Raw genomic sequence first — 19,246 nt, 5'->3', positions numbered from 1 at the left:
GCAGGCTCGCTCCCACAGTAAAGCGGCGCGGTCCCCTGTGGGAGCGAGCCTGCTCGCGAAGGCGTCACTCAAAACAGCGAAGTGTTAGCCTCTTGCAGAACAAGAGGCTACCTCAGTATATGGCAGATTTTCACGCGGCCAGTCCAGGCTCAGGATAGGCGCATGAATACTCTCTGCGCGTTCTACCAAAACCTCGGCCAGACCCTTTCATTGCTGGTCTTCGCGACCTTTCTGCTCGCCGGAATGATCAAGGGCGTAATCGGCCTCGGCCTGCCGACCATCGCCATGGGCTTGCTTGGCCTGGCTATGGTGCCGTCGCAGGCTGCGGCATTGTTGATTATCCCGGCGACGTTCACCAATGTCTGGCAACTGGCGTTCGGCGGGCACCTGCGGGGGCTGGTCACACGCCTGTGGTCGATGCTGCTGGCGATCTTCATCGGCACGGGGGCCGGCACGTTGTGGATCGGCATGGCCGGTGGTCATTGGGTGGTGCGGGGGCTTGGGGCGGCGCTATTGGTGTACGCCTTGAGCGGGTTATTGTTGCCGACCTTGCGCGTCGGTCGTCAGACCGAGCGCTGGCTCGGGCCGGCGTGCGGCGTGCTGACCGGCGTCATCACGTCGGCCACCGGGGTGTTCGTGATCCCGGCAGTGCCTTATCTACAAACGCTGGGCCTGGGCAAAGATGAACTGGTGCAGGCGTTGGGCCTGTCGTTCACCGTTTCGACCCTCGCACTCGCCGCCGGCCTGTTTTGGCGCGGAGCGCTGGGCGGTGGCGAGTTGAGCGCCTCGATGCTGGCGCTGATTCCGGCAGTGCTCGGCCTGTTGCTGGGGCAATGGCTACGCCAGCGGATCAGCGCCGTACTGTTCAGGCGCGTGTTTTTCATCGGCCTCGGCGTGCTCGGCGGCCACTTGTTGATCAGCGGGTAGCGGACGACGGGCTGAGCATCTCGATGGCGCGGATCTCGAAATCCCGTTCCAGATACTCCATCCGCATGGCGAGGAACTGTTGCATGTGCGGCAGATTGGAGTGCACGTCGAGGTGGGCCTGGGACTGCCAGATCTCGTAGAAGATAAACAATGTCGGGTCCTGCTTGTCGCGCAGCATGTGGTACTCGATGCAACCGGGCTCGGCACGGCTCGCTTGCACATAGCCGCTGAAGAACGCTTCGAAGGCGTCGGATTTTTCCGGGCGGGTCTTGGCGTGCAGGATGAAACCTTGAACGTCACTCATCAAAAAACTCCTCAAGTCAGAATCGGCGGCAGTCTACGGCAACAATCGCCTGTGGATTCGTGCGCATGGGTCAAATGAATATTGCCGACTCAGGGCTTATTCCACGCGAGCCGGATCGTTACGCTGCCGCCATCAAATTTCTAACCTTCCGAGCGTTCTCATGAAAAAAGTCCTGTTGCTCAATGGCGGCAAACAATTCGCCCACTCCGATGGCCGCTACAACACCACCCTGCATGAAACCGCGCTGAGTGTGCTGGATCGCGGCGGTGTCGACGTGAAAGCCACCTTCATCGACGAGGGTTACGACGTCGCTGAAGAAGTCGCGAAATTCCTCTGGGCCGACGTGATCATTTATCAAATGCCAGGCTGGTGGATGGGCGCGCCGTGGACCGTCAAGAAATACATCGACGAAGTGTTCACCGAAGGCCATGGCAGCCTCTATGCCAGCGATGGCCGCACACGGTCCGACGCGTCGCAAAAATACGGCAGCGGCGGCCTGGTGCAGGGCAAGCAATACCTGTTGTCGCTGACCTGGAACGCGCCGCAGCAAGCCTTCGACGACCCGAGCGACTTCTTCGAGGCCAAGGGCGTGGACGCGGTGTACTTCCCGTTCCACAAGGCCAACGAGTTCCTCGGCATGACCGCACTGCCGACCTTCCTCTGCGTCGACGTGATGAAGCGTCCGAACATCGAGGCCGATGTGGCGCGCTATGAACAGCATTTGAACGAGGTGTTCGGCCTGAACGCATGAGGCTCGGCTACTATCGATATCTGAAGCGGACATTGATCTGTGGCGAGGGAGCTTGCTCCCGCTCGGCGGCGAAGCCGTCGTAAATCAGCCGAAGCGGTGTACACGAACCACCGCGTTTGCTGGTTTTGGGTCCGCTTCGCGCACCAGCGGGAGCAAGCTCCCTCGCCACATTAGATTTCTTCTGCCAGTAGAACTGCGCTGGACTATCGATAAGGGACACACGTGAAAGCCAGATCCGATGAGTTGCAGATTTTCGTCTGTGTGATTGAGTGCGGGTCGATCTCGGCGGCGGCCGAGCAGGTCGGGCAAACCCCTTCGGCGGTCAGCCGCACGCTGTCGCGGCTGGAGGCGAAACTGGATACCACGCTGATCAACCGCACCACACGGCGCATGGACCTGACCGAGGAGGGCAAGTATTTTTTCGAGCATGCCAAACTGATTCTCGATCAGATGGACGAGCTCGAAGAACGCCTCAATTCACGTCAACAAACCCCGTCCGGGCGCCTGCGGATCAACGCGGCATCGCCGTTCATGCTGCATGCCATCGTTCCGTACATTGATGAATTCCGCCGGCTCTATCCGGACATCCAGCTCGAACTCAACAGCAACGACCTGATCATCGACCTGCTCGAACAAAGCACCGACATTGCCATCCGCATCGGCACACTGGCCGACTCGACCCTGCATGCCCGCTCCCTGGGGTGCAGCCCGCTGCACATCGTTGCCAGCCCGGCATACCTGGAAAAATACGGCCGACCCGTTGAAGTGGCGGACCTGTCCGGGCATGCCTTGCTGGGCTTCACCCAAAACGAGGGCCTCAATCAATGGCCACTGCGCTATGTGCATGGGGATCGCTGGCCGATTCAGGCGTCGATCAGCGCGTCCAGCGGCGAGACGATCAGGCACTTGGCGCTGGAAGGTCAAGGCATTGCCTGCCTTTCGCACTACATGACCATCGACGACATCCGCGCCGGCCGCTTGCAGGTGCTGCTGGCGGATTTCAACAGTGGTTATCGCCAACCGATCAACGCGGTGTACTACCGTAACTCGCAACTGGCGCTACGCATTCAATGCTTTCTGGACTTCATCCAGGGCAAATTGGCGGTGTATGCGAATACGGAATTCAAGGCTGATTCGTGATCGTTGCGCGAGAGTGAATCGGGAGCGCGACCGGGCCTCTTCGCGAGCAGGCTCGCTCCCACAGTGGATCTTCGTCGTACACAAAACCTGTGTCCTATAGAGATCAAATGTGGAGCGAGCCTGCTCGCGAAGGCATTTTCGGCCGCCCAACAGCTGGCCGGCTCGCCCTCAATTCCGTAACATCCGCCGCTCTTTTTTTGTTGGGCAACTCATGAAACCACAACGCCTGCGTGCCGATGTCCTGGCGGGGCTCACCACGTCTTTCGCCCTGCTGCCCGAATGCATCGCCTTCGCGCTGGTTGCCCACCTCAATCCATTGATGGGGCTTTACGGTGCGTTCATCATTTGCACCCTGACCGCGCTCTTCGGCGGGCGGCCGGGCATGGTCTCCGGCGCGGCCGGGTCAATGGCCGTGGTGATCGTCGCGCTGGTGGTTCAGCACGGCGTGCAGTATTTGCTGGCCACTGTGTTGCTGGGTGGGTTGATCATGCTGGCGTTCGGGCTGCTGAAACTGGGCAAACTGGTGCGCATGGTGCCGCACCCGGTGATGCTCGGTTTCGTCAATGGGTTAGCGATCATCATTGCCTTGGCTCAACTGGAGCATTTCAAGCGTGGGGACACCTGGCTCAGTGGCACGCCGTTGTACGTGATGGCGGGTCTGGTGGCGCTGACAATGGCGATTGTTTATCTGCTGCCGCGTTTGACGCGTGCCGTGCCGCCCGCGCTGGTGGCGATTCTGGGGGTGGGCCTGGCGGTGTACCTGCTCGGTCTGCCGACGCGCACCTTGGGCGACATGGCGCACATCGCTGGCGGCTTGCCGACGTTCGCGCTGCCGGACATTCCGTGGAGCCTGGAAACCCTGCGCATTATCGCCCCCTACGCAATATTGATGGCGCTGGTCGGCCTGCTCGAAACCCTGCTGACCCTGAACCTCACCGACGAGATCACCGAGAGCCGTGGCTTCCCGGATCGCGAATGCGTGGCGTTGGGCGCCGCGAATATGGTCTCCGGCATGTTTGGCGGGATGGGTGGCTGCGCGATGATCGGCCAGACGGTGATCAACCTCAATTCCGGTGGTCGCGGACGGCTGTCGGGTGCAGTGGCCGGGGTGCTGATTCTGCTGTTCATTCTGTTTCTTTCGCCGCTGATCGAACGCATCCCGCTGGCCGCACTCGTCGGTGTGATGTTCGTGGTGGCGCAGCAGACGTTTGCCTGGGCTTCGTTGCGGGTGCTGAACAAGGTGCCGCTGAACGATGTTCTGGTGATCGTCGCGGTTACGGTCATCACGGTGTTCACCGATCTGGCCACCGCCGTGCTGTGCGGGATCATCATCGCGGCGCTCAACTTCGCCTGGCAGCAGGCCCGCGAGCTCTACGCCGACAGTCATCTGGAAGCCGACGGCAGCAAGCTTTATCACCTGCACGGCACGCTGTTCTTTGCCTCGACCACGCCTTTTCTCAATCAGTTCGATCCCGCCAACGATCCACCCGTCGTGACGATCGATTGTCGCCACCTGAGCTTTGTCGACTATTCGGCCATTGCGGCGCTCAAGACCCTGCGCGAGCGCTATGCCAAGGCTGGCAAGCATCTACGGGTGTTTCACCTTTCGGAGCGCTGCAAGCAGATGCTCAAGCGCGCCGGGGGCGAATACAACTAAAGGGTGTGGGAGCGAGCTTGCTCGCGATAAGCCTGAGAACGCCGCGGGGTCAGATTTATCGCGAGCAAGCTCGCTCCTACGGCCATGCGGCGTAGATTCCATATTTCATGTTTTCTCTCCCTGATTGTTGAAAATTCGCTAGTCGTATTTTCATAACCCACGTCTGCTCATACCTCTGCGCGACAACCCTTACCCCTCTACGAAAATAACTTTCACCTCGTTTGAAAGTCACGCCTCGAAATGTTTTATGAGTTTCACAATCCATTCGACGTGACCCTTTCGAGGAGTACCGCATGACCCTGTCCTTCGGCTATTGGCTGCTGGTGTATGCCGCCATCGCCATCATTGCGTTGATCGTTTTGATCGCCCGTTACCGACTCAACCCCTTCATCGTCATCACCTTGGTGTCCATCGGCCTGGCGCTGCTGGCCGGGATGCCGGCGTCCGGCGTGGTCGGCGCCTACGAGGCCGGTGTCGGCAAAACTCTGGGGCACATTGCGCTGGTCGTGGCGCTGGGCACGATGCTCGGCAAGATGATGGCCGAGTCCGGTGGCGCCGAGCAGGTGGCGCGCACCTTGATCGACCGGTTTGGCGAGAAAAATGCGCACTGGGCGATGGTCTGCATCGCGTTCCTGGTCGGGCTGCCGCTGTTCTTCGAGGTCGGCTTTGTGTTGCTGGTGCCGATTGCGTTTACCGTGGCGCGGCGCGTGGGTGTGTCGATCCTGATGGTCGGTCTGCCGATGGTCGCCGGGCTGTCGGTGGTGCATGCGCTGGTGCCGCCGCACCCGGCGGCGATGCTGGCGGTGCAGGTCTATCAGGCGTCGGTGGGGCAGACCTTGCTCTACGCGATTCTGATCGGCATACCGACCGCAATCATCGCCGGTCCGCTGTACGCCAAACTCATCGTGCCGCGCATTCAACTGCCGGCAGATAACCCGCTGGAACGGCAGTTCCTCGACCGTGAACCGCGCGACAGCCTGCCGGGGTTCGGCCTCACCATGGCGACCATTTTGCTGCCGGTGGTGTTGATGCTGATCGGCGGTTGGGCCAACCTGATTTCCACCCCGGGCAGCGGTTTCAACCAGTTCCTGCTGTTCATCGGCAACTCGGTGATCGCCTTGCTGCTGGCCACCTTGCTGAGTTTCTGGACCCTCGGCATCGCCCAGGGCTTCAGCCGCGAATCGATCCTTAAATTCACCAATGAATGCCTGGCCCCCACCGCCAGCATCACCTTGCTGGTCGGTGCGGGCGGCGGCTTGAACCGGATCCTGGTGGACGCCGGCGTCACCGACCAGATCGTCAGTCTGGCCCACGAATTTCACCTTTCGCCGTTGATCATGGGCTGGCTGTTCGCGGCATTGATGCGCATCGCCACCGGGTCCGCCACGGTGGCCATGACCACCGCGTCGGGGATTGTCGCGCCAGTGGCCGTGGGGATGGGTTATCCGCACCCGGAGTTGTTGGTGCTGGCGACCGGTGCCGGGTCGGTTATCTTTTCCCATGTCAACGACGGCGGCTTCTGGTTGATCAAGGAATACTTCAACATGACCGTCGTCCAGACCTTCAAGACCTGGACCGTGCTCGAGACCCTGATTTCGGTGGTTGCGTTCGGTCTGACCGTGGGTCTCTCTTACCTGATTTAACCGGAGCCGCCTGCCATGGACATCCTCTACCAGATCCGCGTCCGTCAGGATTCTTTCAGTGCCGGTGAAGGACGCATCGCGCGGCTGATGCTCGACGACGTCGGATTTGCCTCTGCCGCCAGCCTCGATGAGCTGGCGCTGAGAGCGGAAGTCAGCACCGCCACGCTGTCGCGTTTCGCCCGCACGGTGGGCTGCCGTGACTTGCGCGACTTGCGCCTGCAGCTGGCCCAGGCGAGCGGGGTCGGCAGTCGCTTTCTGGACCCTGCAGGTACGCCCGAGCAGTCGGCGTTTTACGGGCAGATCGTCGGTGATATCGAGTCGACCTTGCGCCAGCATCTGTCGGCGTTCGATGAGTCACGTTTCGTCGAAGCGGTGAAGTTACTGGGCAAGGCGCGGATGATTCACGCGTTCGGCATGGGCGGTTGCTCGACCTTGTGCAGTGATGAACTGCAAGTGCGGCTGGTGCGATTCGGTTACCCGATTGCGGTGTGCCACGACCCGGTGATGATGCGCGTCACCGCCGCCAGCCTCGATGCCGGGCACGCCGTCATTGCCTGCTCGCTGACCGGCATCACCCCCGAACTGCTCGAAGCCATTGAACTGGCGCGCAGCTACGGCGCACGTATTGTCGCGATCACCCGGGCCGATTCGCCGCTGGCGCAATTGGCCGATGTGCTGTTGCCGCTGCAAGGCGTCGAAACCTCATTTATCTACAAACCCACGGCGGCACGCTACGGCATGCTGCTGGCCATCGACGTGCTTGCCACCGAGCTGGCGCTGGCCAATCCTGAAGACAATCAAGAACGTCTGCGGCGGATCAAACTCGCCCTCGACGATTACCGCGGCGGCGACGATCACTTGCCGCTGGGAGACTGACATGATGTACGACACGCTGATTCGCAACGCCTTGGTCATTGACGGCAGCAACCGCCCCGGCTACCCCGCTGACGTGGCCATTCTGAACGGCCGTATCGAGCGCATCGGCGATTTGCACGACGCCACTGCCACCGAAGAAATCGACGCGGCCGGCCGTGTGCTGGCACCGGGGTTCATCGACGTACACACCCACGACGACACGGTGGTGATCCGCCAGCCGCTGATGCTGCCCAAGCTCAGCCAGGGCGTGACCACGGTGATTGTCGGCAACTGCGGGATCAGCGCTTCGCCGGTGAGTTTGAAGGGTGATCCGCCGGACCCGATGAACCTGCTCGGGACCGCAGCGGCATTTGTTTATCCGACCTTCAGCGATTACCGCGCGGCGGTCGAAGCGGCGAACACCACGTTGAACGTCGCGGCACTGGTCGGCCACACCGCGTTGCGCAGTAACCACCTCGACGACCTGTTTCGCACCGCCACGCCGGATGAGATCAGCGCGATGCGCGAACAGTTACGAGAAAGCCTGGAGGCCGGCGCACTGGGCTTGTCCACGGGGCTTGCCTACGCCAGCGCCTTCTCGGCCACAACCGACGAAGTCATGCAACTGACCGAAGAGCTGAGCGCATTCGGCGCGGTCTACACCACTCATTTGCGCAGCGAATTCGAACCGGTGCTGGAGGCCATGGACGAGGCGTTCCAGATCGGCCGTCATGCGAAATCGCCGGTGATCATTTCCCACCTCAAATGTGCGGGCGCCGGTAACTGGGGGCGTAGTCCGCAGCTGCTGGCAGCGCTCGAACTCGCGGCAAAAACCCACCCGGTGGGCTGCGACTGTTATCCCTATGCGGCGAGCTCTTCGACCCTGGACCTCAAGCAAGTCACCGACGCCCATCGCATCACCATCACCTGGTCGACACCGCACCCGGAACTGGGCGGCCGCGACCTGATGGACATCGCCGCCGAATGGGGCGTGCCGCTGCTGGATGCCGCCCGCCGACTGCAGCCGGCGGGCGCGGTGTACTACGGAATGGACGAGGCCGATGTACGAAGAATCCTCGCCCATCCGTTATCCATGGTTGGCTCTGACGGATTGCCGGAAGACCCGTTTCCGCATCCTCGCTTGTGGGGCGCATTCCCACGCGTACTCGGGCATTTCAGTCGCGATGTGGGGCTGTTTCCGCTGCACACTGCGGTGCACAAAATGACCGGGCTCTCGGCCGCTCGATTTGGCTTGAAGGAACGGGGCGAAATTCGCCTGGGGCATTGGGCAGACCTGGTGTTGTTCGATCCCGCGACCATTCGCGACGTCGCCGACTTCAATGACCCGCAACGGGCTGCGGAAGGGATTGATGGGGTGTGGGTCAATGGTGCGTTGAGCTACAGCGAAGGCCAGGCGAATGGCAGGAGGGAAGGGCGGTTTCTGGCGCGGGAAGGGGATTTGCGCGCAGGTTTTCATTGATCTTAGTGCCACCCTGTAGGAGCGAGCTTGCTCTCGATGGTGTGTCAGTCGACATCAATGTAGCTGATACACCATCGCGAGCAAGCTCGCTCCTACAGGGTGCGGCGTTCGGACGATCTATTGAACTGCTTCGCGTAGTGGCACATTGCAATTAAAGAAAGCCATCGCCAAGCCGAAGCGCTGACACTAGCCCAGCTTCACTCTGGGCCTTACCAGTCTGGGAGCAACTTCATGAGCTTCGGCAAAACCACCCCGATCCTGCGGATTTTCGATGAAATAAAGGCCGTGGAGTTCTACGTCGACTTCCTGGGATTCAAGATCGACTGGCAGCACCGCTTCGAAGCCAACTTCCCGCTGTACCTGCAAGTCTCTCGCGGCGAGTGCGTGCTGCATTTGTCCGAGCATCACGGCGACGCGACACCGGGCTCGGCCGTACGGATCGAGACCGATGAACTGGAAGCTTTCCAGCAGCAATTGTTGGCCAAGGAATATCAGTTCGCCTGTCCACAGATACAGGCAATGCCATGGGGCAGCCAGGACATGACCGTCACCGACCCGTTCGGGAATCGGTTGGTGTTTACCAATGCGATTTGTGTTTGAAGGTTAGGTAGCCTTCGCGAGCAGGCTCGCTCCCACATTAAACAAGTGCTGGCCACTAAATAGTGGCAAGACACAAATCCAATGTGGGAGCGAGCTTGCTCGCGAATGGGGCTTTCATTCACCGCAAAGTGAAGATCAGACCCGAAAGTGACTGACCATCATCTGCAACTGATTCCCCAGCCGTGCCAGCTCAATACTGGACTTGGCGGTTTCGTCGCTGGCCGCGGCGGTCTGTTCGGACACGTCACGCACGTTGATGATGCTGCGGCTGATCTCTTCGGCCACGGCGCTTTGTTGCTCGGCCGCGGCGGCGATTTGCTGGTTCATCGACTGGATGTTGGACACCGTGCGGGTGATGTTTTCCAGTGATACCCCGGCCTTGCGAGTCAGCGCGACACTGCTGTCGGTCAGGACGCGACTGTTGTTCATCACCGCCGACACTTGCTGAGTGCCATTCTGCAGGGCGGCCACCAAGCCTTCGATTTCTTCGGTGGATTTTTGCGTGCGCTGGGCCAGGCCACGGACTTCGTCGGCAACCACCGCAAAACCACGACCGGCTTCACCCGCACGGGCGGCTTCGATGGCGGCGTTGAGTGCCAACAAGTTGGTCTGTTCGGCCACGGCTTTGATCACGTCCATGACGCTGCCAATCTTGTCGCTTTCCTGTTGCAACACGCTCATCGCTTCGGTGGAGCGCACCACTTCGCTGGCCAGACGCTCAATCTGGGCGATGGCTTCGCTGACGACCTTGTCGCCTTCGCGAGCTTCGCCGTCAGCCGCGGCGGCGGCTTGAGAGGCTTGTTCGGCGTTGCGCGCGACTTCCTGCACGGTGGCCGTCATTTCATGCATGGCGGTGGCCACCTGATCGGTCTCGATCTTCTGACTGTTGACCCCGGCGCTGGTTTGCCCGGTCACGGCTGACAGCTCTTCGGCTGCGCTGGCGATCTGGGTGACGCCATCGCGGATGCCGCTGATCAAGTCGCGCAGGGTCACGCCCATGCGCGCGATACCGTGTTGCAACACACCGAGTTCGTCGCGGCGAGTCACCTTCACGTCCTGGGACAAGTCGCCGCTGGCGATGCGCTCGACCACCGCCAGCGTATCGCGCAGGGGACCGGTGATTTGACGGGTGATGATCACGGCAGCAATGAGGCCGACCAGCAACGCGAGCAACGTGCTGATCAGTTGCAGGGTGCGGGCCTGGGCGCTTTCGGCGTCGCGGCGGTCGAGCTGGATCTGATACAGCTGATCGCTCAGGGACACGATGCTGGCACCCTGGTCGGTCATTTCCTTGCGCGCTTGCACCGCATCGTTGTTGGCGGCCTTATAGGCCTGCAAGGCGCTGCGGTAATTGATCAGCGCGGTTTCCAGCTGACGCACGGCATCCAGCTGGATGTCGGCGAACTGCACATTGAGCGTTTTCAGGCTGGCGATGGCCGCGTCCACTTGGCCGACGGCTTTTTGCTCGGTCTCGGCGTTGGTGGTCTCGATGTAGCCGCGCACTTCATAGCGCGCCAGCAAGAAGGCTTCCTTGGCGGCCGTGATGGCCTGGAATTGTTCAAAACGCTGGTCGCTCGCCGGCATCTGCTGCACGCGAGTGTTGAGGGCATTGATCAGCGTGTTGGCGGTGTCGGCGCTGGCACCCATGGCGTCGCGCGCGCTGTTGCCGGTGCGGTACGCGCTGCGCATTTTATTCAGGGACGTTCTGTACGCCTCAATGACCTCGCCTTGCGCTTTGAGCAACTTGAGGTTTTCCGGGCTCTTGAATTTCGCCAGCAACGATTGTTGTTGTGCCGAGAAGGCCTCCAGGGTGGTCTGCACGGTCTGCGCGGCCGTTTCGTCGCCGTTGGTCAACATGTATTGCAGGCGAACCACGCGCAACTTGGTCAGGCCGGCATTGAGCTGGGTGATGTCGCTCATCCAGTTGCTGCGGTCAATCAACCCGCCCAGGCTTGTCCAGCCCGTCAGGGCGAGGACGCACGTCAATGCCAGGACCAGGCCGAATCCCAGGCCCAGTTTCAGGTTCACGCTGATATTGCCGAACCAGCTATTCATCAAAATTCCTCCAGGAACGTTGTGTTTCTTGATCGTCGGTTGGCTGGAAGATTGTTGTTGTTGGGTGCCAGCAAGGGGGTGTAGCAGGTTTGTATCGGCAGCCATGGCGAGAGCTGAAAGGATTTTTCAGGCAGATTCTGTAACAAGGGTTTGCTCGGGTCTTAAGCTTTTTTTCACATGAGTTTCACTACCTGCCGACGCGAAATTCTGTAATCTTGCCGGTCGAATGAAAAAGTTGCGTGCCGGCGAGGCGGCTTGATGTGGAATTAAGACTGAATCTGTTCGGGAAAACCCGCCGTCGCAATGTAATCGTGGTGCTGGCCGTGGCCCTATTGGTCGTTCCGTTGACGATCTGGCTGCTGCATCGTGCCGCTGTGCCGAATCTGGCCAATGGCAACGTGGCCGGTGCCAAGGCGCTGGTTGACGGTTGGGCCAAGGGCGACATAATCGTGCTGGTGCGCCATGTCGAACGCTGTGATCATTCCAGCGCTCCCTGCCTGATTGGCAACGATGGCATTACCGAGCGTTCCCGCAGCGTTGCGGTGGACGTCGGGGCGCAGTTCAAAAAACTGGGCTTGGACCATGCAGATATTTACAACAGTCCGATGCTTCGTACGTCGCAAACGGCCGATTTCATGTTCAACAAAGTCAGCACCGGCGAGGACTGGTTGATCAGCTGCAAGGGCACCATGTTGCGTGATGCGCTGGCGCACAAGGTGGCCGGGCGCAACCTGATTCTGGTGACCCACAGCGAATGCATGGCGCAACTTGAGAAAGACCTCAAATTACCGACCTCTACGTTGGGTTACGGTTCGTCGTTGTTTATTTCGACCGAAATGCCTCAAGCCCCGCACATGCTCGGTTTTATCGAAGCTTCGGACTGGCACTCGGTGACCACCGAATAAGTTTTTCCAATCTCCTTCTGGATCTCGACACACAATGCTGACCGCTTCCCGAAACCGTTTTTATTGGGTGAACTTCGGTATTCCGCTGGCCTGCGCGGCCGTGGTTTTCCTGCTGTTCGACATGACCAAAATCGACATTGCTTTCAGCAATCTTCTTTTTGATCCCGTCACCAAGACCTTCCCGATCGACCAGATTCAATTCTTTGAAAGGCTCACCCACAAGTGGGCGCGCATCATTCCGAACTGGACCGCTGAAATTGCCTTGATTGGCGCGATCCTGTCGTTAGTCTGGCCGTTGGTCAACACGCAAAAACATCCGCGTCTTGGCGGCTTCCTGGAGCGGTGCAAAGCCGCTCCGGTGCTCCGGTTTGCCACCGCTCATCGTCGGGATTTTTGGTTTGTGGTGTTCGCATTTGCGATTTGCACCGGCGTGATCCATTTCCTCAAGTCGCACACCAGCGTGTACTGCCCGATTGAAACGACCATTTATGGTGGGAAAATGGCCCATATAGAGTGGTACGACAACTTCCAGCTGTTCAAGGAAGCCGGCGATGGCCGTTGCTGGCCAGGCGGCCATGCCTCGGGCGGTTTCACCATGCTGGCGCTGTACTTCGTGGCGCGCCGTTACAGCTGGCGTTTTTCCAAAGCGATCATGTACGGCTCGCTGTTGCTTGGTTTCATCTACGGCACGACGCGGGTTCTGCAAGGCTGGCACTACATGTCCCACACCCTCTGGGCCGGGATCTTTGTGTGGCTGGCGTGTTTGCTGACGGCGCTGGCGTTTTATGGGCGAGCGCGGCTGGACGTTCCTATTCTGCAAAAGCATGAAAAACCGGTGTTGGCAGCTCAGACTCAGCCCGCCAATTGAGCCAGGTTTTTGACGACAAAAACCCGCATCCCGAATAGGGATTGCGGGTTTTTTGTTGTCTGGGAAATGGCCTTCGCGAGCAGGCTCGCTCCCACTCTTTGTTGGTGTCGCACATCTGATGTGGGAGCGAGCCTGCTCGCGAAGAACGATAACGCGCCAGGCCTGCCTAATCCTGCGGATCGACATTATCCAGCGCCCGGTTCACCGCCAACTCCGCCAGCATGATGATTTGCGCAATGGCCAGCGCCGTGTTGCGCTGGGAACCGGTCAAGTCAGTGGCGAAATCGCTCATCATGACGCTGGCCGAGGCCAATGACTCACAGGCATGGGCGAGAAGGCTTTCGGTGCGGATGTCGGGAAGGACTGTGAAAAAGGGGCTGGGGCGATAGGGTTTGGTAACGGGGGGATCGGGGATCAACTTTTCCAAGTAACACTCCTTATCAAATCGGAGCCATCACTTGCCGTTTCTCACGCGGACGAAGAGGTGGCAGCTATGTGCGGAGTGAGAAACCGGCAAGGAGCAATCCGGCCAGACCGTAGTCTGCCCGCACACAGCCGCCATAATGCAATTGCAGGCAGCGGATAAGCTGGCGGCAATTATGGTGGTACTGGTACTGGATTAATACTCTTTGCCGGGTTCTCACACCCGATCACTGAGTTTTCAGTGACAGCCCAAGACTAGAGAGCCCGCTTCCGAGCCACAACCTTAAAGACCTGTGGGACTTTTCTCCTTTTTCTCATCGACAGGTAGGACATCTCCTGCGACGAAAAACGATGACGCTTTCTCACTGCCGACGAAGTAGTAAACCTGTCGCCCCACTTTCACCGTCTTGAGCACTTTCAGCGGTGCGGCTGGTTCGGCGTCTCCACCCATAACCGCCACGTTGGACGGTGAAGCGCTCAAGAATTCATGCAGTTGCGCCTCGGTATCCAGCCCCTTGAGCACATTTTGCGTATAGAACACGCTGGCGCCACCCGCCCGTTCACTGGCCTGGAACATCGCGACATGGAGCCCGTTACTTTGCGCCGTCTGAATCTGCTCGATCAGCGGCAGGAAAGACTCGGTGCGATCTGCGTCAGGCAATACCCATTGCGCGACGGCGAGGTAACTTGCAACCACCACGGTCATCGCGCCGACGGCCATGGCCTGACGGTGGCGGGCAATGCGGCCAAGTAACGTCGAGGCGGTTTCCCGTGCCTTGAGCCTTTCATACAGGACGCTCGCGTACTCGGCAGCGATGACCGCCGCCGCGGGTGTCATGGACATCAGGTACACGGTGCGTTTGCTCGAGGCCAGGCTCAGCATGACGAACTGCGCCAGTATCCACAGCGTGAAGAACAACAGGTACCGATTGGCCATCAGGCTTTTGCGGAAATGCCACAGCCCCAGGTACACCAGAATGTTCCACGGCAGAAAAGCTTCTGGCAGTTTGGCCAGGTAGTAATAGAACGGCTCGTAATGCCCCGCTTCGACAAAGGAGCCGCTGAAGCGTCCGACACTGTTGGTCAGCAGCACTTCCGACAAGGCCTGGGTGCCGCCACGCAGGTACAGCATCGCCAGCCAGATCATCAGCGGCACCAAACCCAACAGCGTCAACAGGCCGGGGCGTAGCCAGTCCGAGACCTTCAGGCGTTTGTCCATCAGGCTCTCGGCCAGCAGAAACGCAAAGATCACCGCCCCTGGCATCGCCAGGCCCAACACGCCTTTACTCAACGTTGCGATGGCAATCCCCACGGCAAATAGCAAGGCGTTGGCGAGGTTTGCGCGTCGATGCCCTTGAAAGAACGCCAACAGCGCCATAGTCACACCCAGGGCGAGTAACGCGTCTTCACCGACGCTGCGTACGTTGCTCCAGTAACTGGCCATGGTCGCCAGCAGAATCCCCGCCGTCCAGGCGATCGCCTTGGGCCGACCCAATCGCCGCAACATCGCGTAAAGGACCATCACGCTGAATAACCCGGCAAATGCCGACACCAACCGTACGGCCCATGGTGTGCCACCGAATGCGTGGATCGCCCCGGCATCGAGCCACAGACTCAGGGGCGGTTTCTCCAGAAAAGGTTCACCGAATAACCGGGGCGTTACCCAGTCGTTATCCAAGTGCATTTCCATGGCGATCCCGGCGACCCTGGCCTCGGTGGAGCCTTGCAGTTGGTGATTGCCCAAGGCGAAGAAAAACAGCAGGGCGGCAAGCAGAAACAGTGAAGAGGTTGAGCGCGACATAGACTTCTTGTGACCGACGGAGAAGCGGGGAGTCTTAGCGTACGGAGTGAATGCTTAACAAAACGTGAAGAGCATGCGAAAAATTCAAACCGCCAACGGCAGGGGCACGATAAAGGTACTGCCTTTGCCGTCGCCGTCGCTCGAAGATAAACGGCAGCGCCGCAAAAAGCAGGCAAAAAAAAGCCCGCGGGAAGGCGGGCAAACCATAGTTTCTTGAATGAGCGAGCGCAATGTACCGGTTGGCACGGGGCCATGGGGTGAAGAAAAATTCATTTCGATGAAGGCCCGCTTCCCGGCGCCGAAACTCGCTACGGCAAATGATCCGCCGCAAAGTCGGCTTCCGATCGCGCCCGCAAACGCCCCTTGCGGCAGGCCATCTGGAAGCGTTCGAAGTCGCGCTCATTCTGTTTGGTGTAGCTTTGCGCATACTTGAATAGCGCATCCGCCAACGCGTCGCCCTTGCCGATGTAGCCGCTGATCTGCGCGGCGCAACCGGACGATCTGGCATGGGCGCGGGCCAATGCGCGGCCGCAGACGAGCCCGTAGGCAGCGAAAGTCTCTGCATCGAAGTTTTCGAGTTCCGCGGAGATTTTCATGTCGCGCAGCTGACGCACATAGAAGTGACGTCCGTTAGGCCCGGTGGTCCATCCCAGGAACAGGTCGCTGGCCGATTGCATCAACCGCTGGCCATCGACCACGCGTTGACCATTGTGGCGCACCCGTGATTTTGTCTTCACGTAATCGGCGAGTACCGAACGCCGTGCTTCCTTGAATTGCAGGAACAGCGGGGACTCCTTTTCATCGGTCAGCAGCGCCACCAGGCAGCGCGTGCCGACACTGCCGACACCTACCACTTTGAACGCCATATCATGGACATGAAAACGCGATAACAGGTCCTGGCGATCGGCTTGCAGCGTGGCTCGATAGTCGCGCATGAGTGTGTCGTAGAGCGGCCGCCAGTCCGAGAGACGTAGCCAGTCATCGTCGGCATCCAGCAACGTGATGTTTTTGTGCAGGTGGAACATTTCCGGCAGGTCATCACGAATAGTCAGACGGCCTTTTGCGTCACGTTCACTGATCTTCGGCAGCAGTTCGGCATGGGTGCGTCGTTCAGCTTTCTCTATGGAGCGCTGTACATGTTCCAGCGTGCTTTTGCGCGCCTGCTCCAGCAAATCGTCATAAGTGATGGATTCGTACCAGGTTTCCAGCACGCTTTGGTCGGCGCACTCATGCATGGTCTGCTGGTAGGCGCCGACCACCCGGCGGCAGACTGTTTCTTCGACCGTATCGCCATGGCGCAGGTCGCGCGCAGCCACCACGAAACTCGCCACCAGCCGTTTCAAGTCCCATTCCCATGGCCCGGGATGGGCTTCGTCGAAATCAATGACGCTGAACAACAGATTGCGTTCAGGCGTGGCAAACCCACCAAAATTCATCAAGTGACTGTCGCCACAAATCGGCGCCACCAACCCCATGTTCTGCGTACCAGCCAGGTCATGGGCGTGCAGCAGGGCATTGCCGCGATAGAAGGTAAATGGCGACACCAGCATGCGCCCATACCGCAGTTCGACCAGCGAGTTAATGCGGCCCTCACTCGATGCTTTGATCAGCGGCAGCGGGTCACGATTTATTTTTCCTACGGACGCCTGCGCGCTGCGGGAACAGAGCTTGCGAGCATCCTTGCCTTGCTTCAAGCGTTCTTTGAGGGTGGTCATGGGCGCTCGTTTGGTGGGTGTTTTGGGCTGTGGTGCGGGTTGAGTGTAGAAGGGCTTGGTTTCATTATCCGATGCAAAGACGGCACTCCCCCGAAGCGCCCTCCGTCAGAGGGCACTGCCTGCCGATTACTGTTTGCGTGATTGTTCTCGGATTTGCGTCAGGCTCATCCGTGGTGTCAGGGCCTCAGGATCGATCCTGACTTCGATCAACGAAGCGCCGGATGCGCTCACGCAGCGTTCGAACGCTGGTGCAAACTCGCAGGTACGGGTGACGACTTCGCCGTGGAGCCCATAAGCCCGTGCTAGTGCCGAGAAATCCGGGTTATGCAATTCGGTTCCTGAAACCCGTCCAGGATAATTCCGTTCCTGGTGCATTCTGATTGTTCCGTACATACCGTTGTTGATCACAATAAAGATCACATTGGCGCCATATTGAGCGGCGGTTGCTATTTCCTGGCCGTTCATCAAGAAACAGCCATCCCCGGAAAATGAAACCACCAGTCGGTCCGGGCAAGTCAGTTTGGCGGCCACCGCAGCGGGGACGCCATAACCCATAGAGCCGTTGGTAGGTCCTAGCTGAGTGCGGTAATGGCGGAACTGATAAAAGCGTTGAAGCCATACGGCATAGTTGCCAGCGCCGTTGGTAAGAATGGCGTCATCGGGAAGTCGCCGATTTAGCCAGTTGATGATTTCGGCCAGTTGAACATCGCCGGGGGAGGCAGGGCATTGCAGGTTGCCTTGATAGTTTTCATTCAGTGACCGCGTCCATTCACTGTGTCGTTGAGACGTGTCGGTTGTCAGCTTCGCTGCCCCTGTTGCGAAACTCGACATACTGCTGTTGATAGCCAGTGTCGGCTGGTACACCCGACCCAGTTCCTCAATACCCTGGTGGACATGGATCAGGGTTTGTTTGGGTACGGGGATGTCCAACGCTGCGTATCCACCCGTCGACACTTCCCCCATTCTGGAGCCAACCACCAGCAGTAGATCAGCCTCTTTCACCGCTGCGGTCAGTTGGGCAGACGCCGCGAACCCAAGGTCGCCGGCGTAGTTGGGGTGACGATTGTCGAACAGATCCTGGCAGCGGAAAGAGGCCGCAACCGGGAGGTTCTGCTGTTCAGCAAAACACTGAATGTTGTGTACTGACTCGGTATCCCAACCACTGCCTCCCAGCACCATCAATGGACGCTCGGATTGCTGCAGCAGTTGCTCCATTGCTGCCATTTGCTCGACTGCCGGCGTCATCACAACTCGCTTGAACGCCCCGGCATCACTGACCTCCGCCATCTCGGTCAACATGTCTTCTGGCAGGGCGACCACTACAGGTCCGGGTCTGCCGTTGACCGCTCGATGGAATGCCTGACTTATCAGCTCGGGAATTCTGCTGGTGTCATCTATTTGTACGACCCATTTCGCGAGGGGGCCAAACATCTGGCGGAAATCAACTTCCTGAAAAGCTTCGCGGTACTGTTGATCACGAGCGACTTGGCCGATGAACAAAATCATGGGCGAAGAGTCTTGAAACGCTGTGTGAACGCCAACAGAAGCGTTTGTCGCGCCCGGACCTCGGGTCACGAAACAGATGCCCGGCTCTCCGGTGAGCTTGCCATAGGCTTCTGCCATATAGGCTGCACCGCCTTCCTGGCGGCAGACGACCAGATCGATTTCTTCGCGCACGTCATACAGAGCATCGAGGACTGCCAGGTAACTTTCGCCAGGCACACAAAAGGCTCTTTTGACGCCATGGATGCGCAACGCATCCACCAAAATCTGACCTCCGCTACGACGAGAAATGTTCTTATTCATTGTTATCTCCTGAGTCGAATGGGGGGTGAAGCGTTGAGTCGTTCAATGGCAGGCAGGTGCCGACCCGACCGATTTAGAGAAGCAACGGCAAAGCGCAGTTTGCGGTTTTGCCGCCGCCCACTAGACGAGGGGGGCGACCACCAGAATAGTCGAGCATTTGAGGAAGGAGCGGGGGTAGGGGGATGTGTTAGGTCGGCAGAACGCCGGAGAGAGATGTTGCTGAAAAGCTGCTGAAGCGGGCGCGAATCGGCATGAATCCACTACAACCTTCAACAACATATGAAACCCCAGATGCAGCGAAACCCGCACTGGGCGG

At 59.3% G+C, this 19,246-nt stretch carries 15 protein-coding genes and 2 pseudogenes; 10 read left to right on the top strand and 7 right to left on the bottom strand.

The features are described from left to right. Window positions 1-162: 162 nt before the first annotated feature. Complete coding sequence (locus ACM6IR_RS04620) at window positions 163-927, top strand: sulfite exporter TauE/SafE family protein (RefSeq protein WP_414906591.1); 765 nt, start codon at window positions 163-165, stop codon at window positions 925-927. Here the strand turns inward: ACM6IR_RS04620 and ACM6IR_RS04615 are convergent. Then, window positions 917-1,231 (bottom strand): putative quinol monooxygenase, encoded by a 315-nt coding sequence (locus tag ACM6IR_RS04615; RefSeq protein ID WP_414906590.1) that lies wholly within the window; start codon window positions 1,229-1,231, stop codon window positions 917-919. The two genes, ACM6IR_RS04620 and ACM6IR_RS04615, sit on opposite strands and share 11 nt — an antisense overlap. 160 nt (window positions 1,232-1,391) lie before the next feature. On the opposite strand from ACM6IR_RS04615, the gene ACM6IR_RS04610 reads away from it, so the two are divergent. The 7 genes from ACM6IR_RS04610 to ACM6IR_RS04580 all read left to right on the top strand — a co-directional run bounded on the left by ACM6IR_RS04610 (window position 1,392) and on the right by ACM6IR_RS04580 (window position 9,357). After that, entirely contained in the window at window positions 1,392-1,982 is a 591-nt protein-coding gene (locus tag ACM6IR_RS04610) for an NAD(P)H-dependent oxidoreductase (RefSeq protein ID WP_414906589.1), read from the top strand. A 222-nt stretch (window positions 1,983-2,204) separates the two neighbouring features. Continuing rightward, window positions 2,205-3,122 (top strand): LysR substrate-binding domain-containing protein, encoded by a 918-nt coding sequence (locus ACM6IR_RS04605; RefSeq protein WP_414906588.1) that lies wholly within the window; start codon window positions 2,205-2,207, stop codon window positions 3,120-3,122. Window positions 3,123-3,333: 211 nt separating this feature from the next. Beyond that, on the top strand, window positions 3,334-4,779 hold the full coding sequence (locus tag ACM6IR_RS04600) for a SulP family inorganic anion transporter (RefSeq protein ID WP_414906587.1): 1,446 nt from the start codon (window positions 3,334-3,336) through the stop codon (window positions 4,777-4,779). A 293-nt stretch (window positions 4,780-5,072) separates the two neighbouring features. Continuing rightward, window positions 5,073-6,422 carry a gluconate:H+ symporter gene (locus ACM6IR_RS04595; protein WP_414906586.1) on the top strand — a complete coding sequence of 450 codons (1,350 nt, stop codon included), beginning with the start codon at window positions 5,073-5,075 and terminating at the stop codon, window positions 6,420-6,422. A 15-nt stretch (window positions 6,423-6,437) separates the two neighbouring features. Then, complete coding sequence (locus ACM6IR_RS04590; RefSeq protein ID WP_414906585.1) at window positions 6,438-7,298, top strand: MurR/RpiR family transcriptional regulator; 861 nt, start codon at window positions 6,438-6,440, stop codon at window positions 7,296-7,298. A gap of 1 nt (window position 7,299) precedes the next feature. After that, window positions 7,300-8,757, top strand: coding sequence for an N-acyl-D-amino-acid deacylase family protein (locus ACM6IR_RS04585; protein WP_414906584.1), 1,458 nt, complete (start codon window positions 7,300-7,302; stop codon window positions 8,755-8,757). A gap of 231 nt (window positions 8,758-8,988) precedes the next feature. Continuing rightward, window positions 8,989-9,357, top strand: a complete 369-nt coding sequence (locus ACM6IR_RS04580; RefSeq protein ID WP_414906583.1) for a glyoxalase superfamily protein — start codon at window positions 8,989-8,991, stop codon at window positions 9,355-9,357. Between the two features lie 135 nt (window positions 9,358-9,492). Here the strand turns inward: ACM6IR_RS04580 and ACM6IR_RS04575 are convergent, their stop codons facing one another. Continuing rightward, window positions 9,493-10,197: a methyl-accepting chemotaxis protein gene (locus tag ACM6IR_RS04575; RefSeq protein ID WP_414906612.1), complete on the bottom strand. Its 705-nt coding sequence runs from the start codon at window positions 10,195-10,197 to the stop codon at window positions 9,493-9,495. A 201-nt stretch (window positions 10,198-10,398) separates the two neighbouring features. Continuing rightward, a pseudogene (locus tag ACM6IR_RS04570) lies at window positions 10,399-11,277 on the bottom strand (methyl-accepting chemotaxis protein); the annotation flags it as partial. Window positions 11,278-11,672: 395 nt separating this feature from the next. Between ACM6IR_RS04570 and ACM6IR_RS04565 the strand changes: the two are divergent. Then, window positions 11,673-12,317 carry a histidine phosphatase family protein gene (locus ACM6IR_RS04565; RefSeq protein WP_414906582.1) on the top strand — a complete coding sequence of 215 codons (645 nt, stop codon included), beginning with the start codon at window positions 11,673-11,675 and terminating at the stop codon, window positions 12,315-12,317. Between the two features lie 34 nt (window positions 12,318-12,351). After that, window positions 12,352-13,185, top strand: coding sequence for a phosphatase PAP2 family protein (locus ACM6IR_RS04560; RefSeq protein WP_414906581.1), 834 nt, complete (start codon window positions 12,352-12,354; stop codon window positions 13,183-13,185). Window positions 13,186-13,351: 166 nt separating this feature from the next. Here ACM6IR_RS04560 and ACM6IR_RS04555 read toward each other — a convergent pair whose 3' ends face one another. From ACM6IR_RS04555 to ACM6IR_RS04540, 4 genes and pseudogenes are all read right to left on the bottom strand, one after another. After that, window positions 13,352-13,612, bottom strand: coding sequence for a DUF6124 family protein (locus ACM6IR_RS04555; RefSeq protein ID WP_414906580.1), 261 nt, complete (start codon window positions 13,610-13,612; stop codon window positions 13,352-13,354). Between the two features lie 366 nt (window positions 13,613-13,978). Continuing rightward, window positions 13,979-15,409 (bottom strand): annotated as a pseudogene (locus ACM6IR_RS04550) (ArnT family glycosyltransferase); the annotation flags it as partial. A 308-nt stretch (window positions 15,410-15,717) separates the two neighbouring features. Continuing rightward, window positions 15,718-17,124: a DUF2252 domain-containing protein gene (locus ACM6IR_RS04545; protein ID WP_414906579.1), complete on the bottom strand. Its 1,407-nt coding sequence runs from the start codon at window positions 17,122-17,124 to the stop codon at window positions 15,718-15,720. Between the two features lie 126 nt (window positions 17,125-17,250). Beyond that, a complete protein-coding gene (locus ACM6IR_RS04540; RefSeq protein WP_414906578.1) occupies window positions 17,251-18,930 on the bottom strand; it encodes a thiamine pyrophosphate-binding protein in 1,680 nt (559 codons plus the stop codon). Window positions 18,931-19,246: the final 316 nt, after the last annotated feature.

Source organism: Pseudomonas sp. IT-P253, from assembly GCF_949768125.1.
Classification (GTDB): domain Bacteria; phylum Pseudomonadota; class Gammaproteobacteria; order Pseudomonadales; family Pseudomonadaceae; genus Aquipseudomonas.
This window is presented reverse-complemented; position numbering and strand designations above follow the sequence as displayed.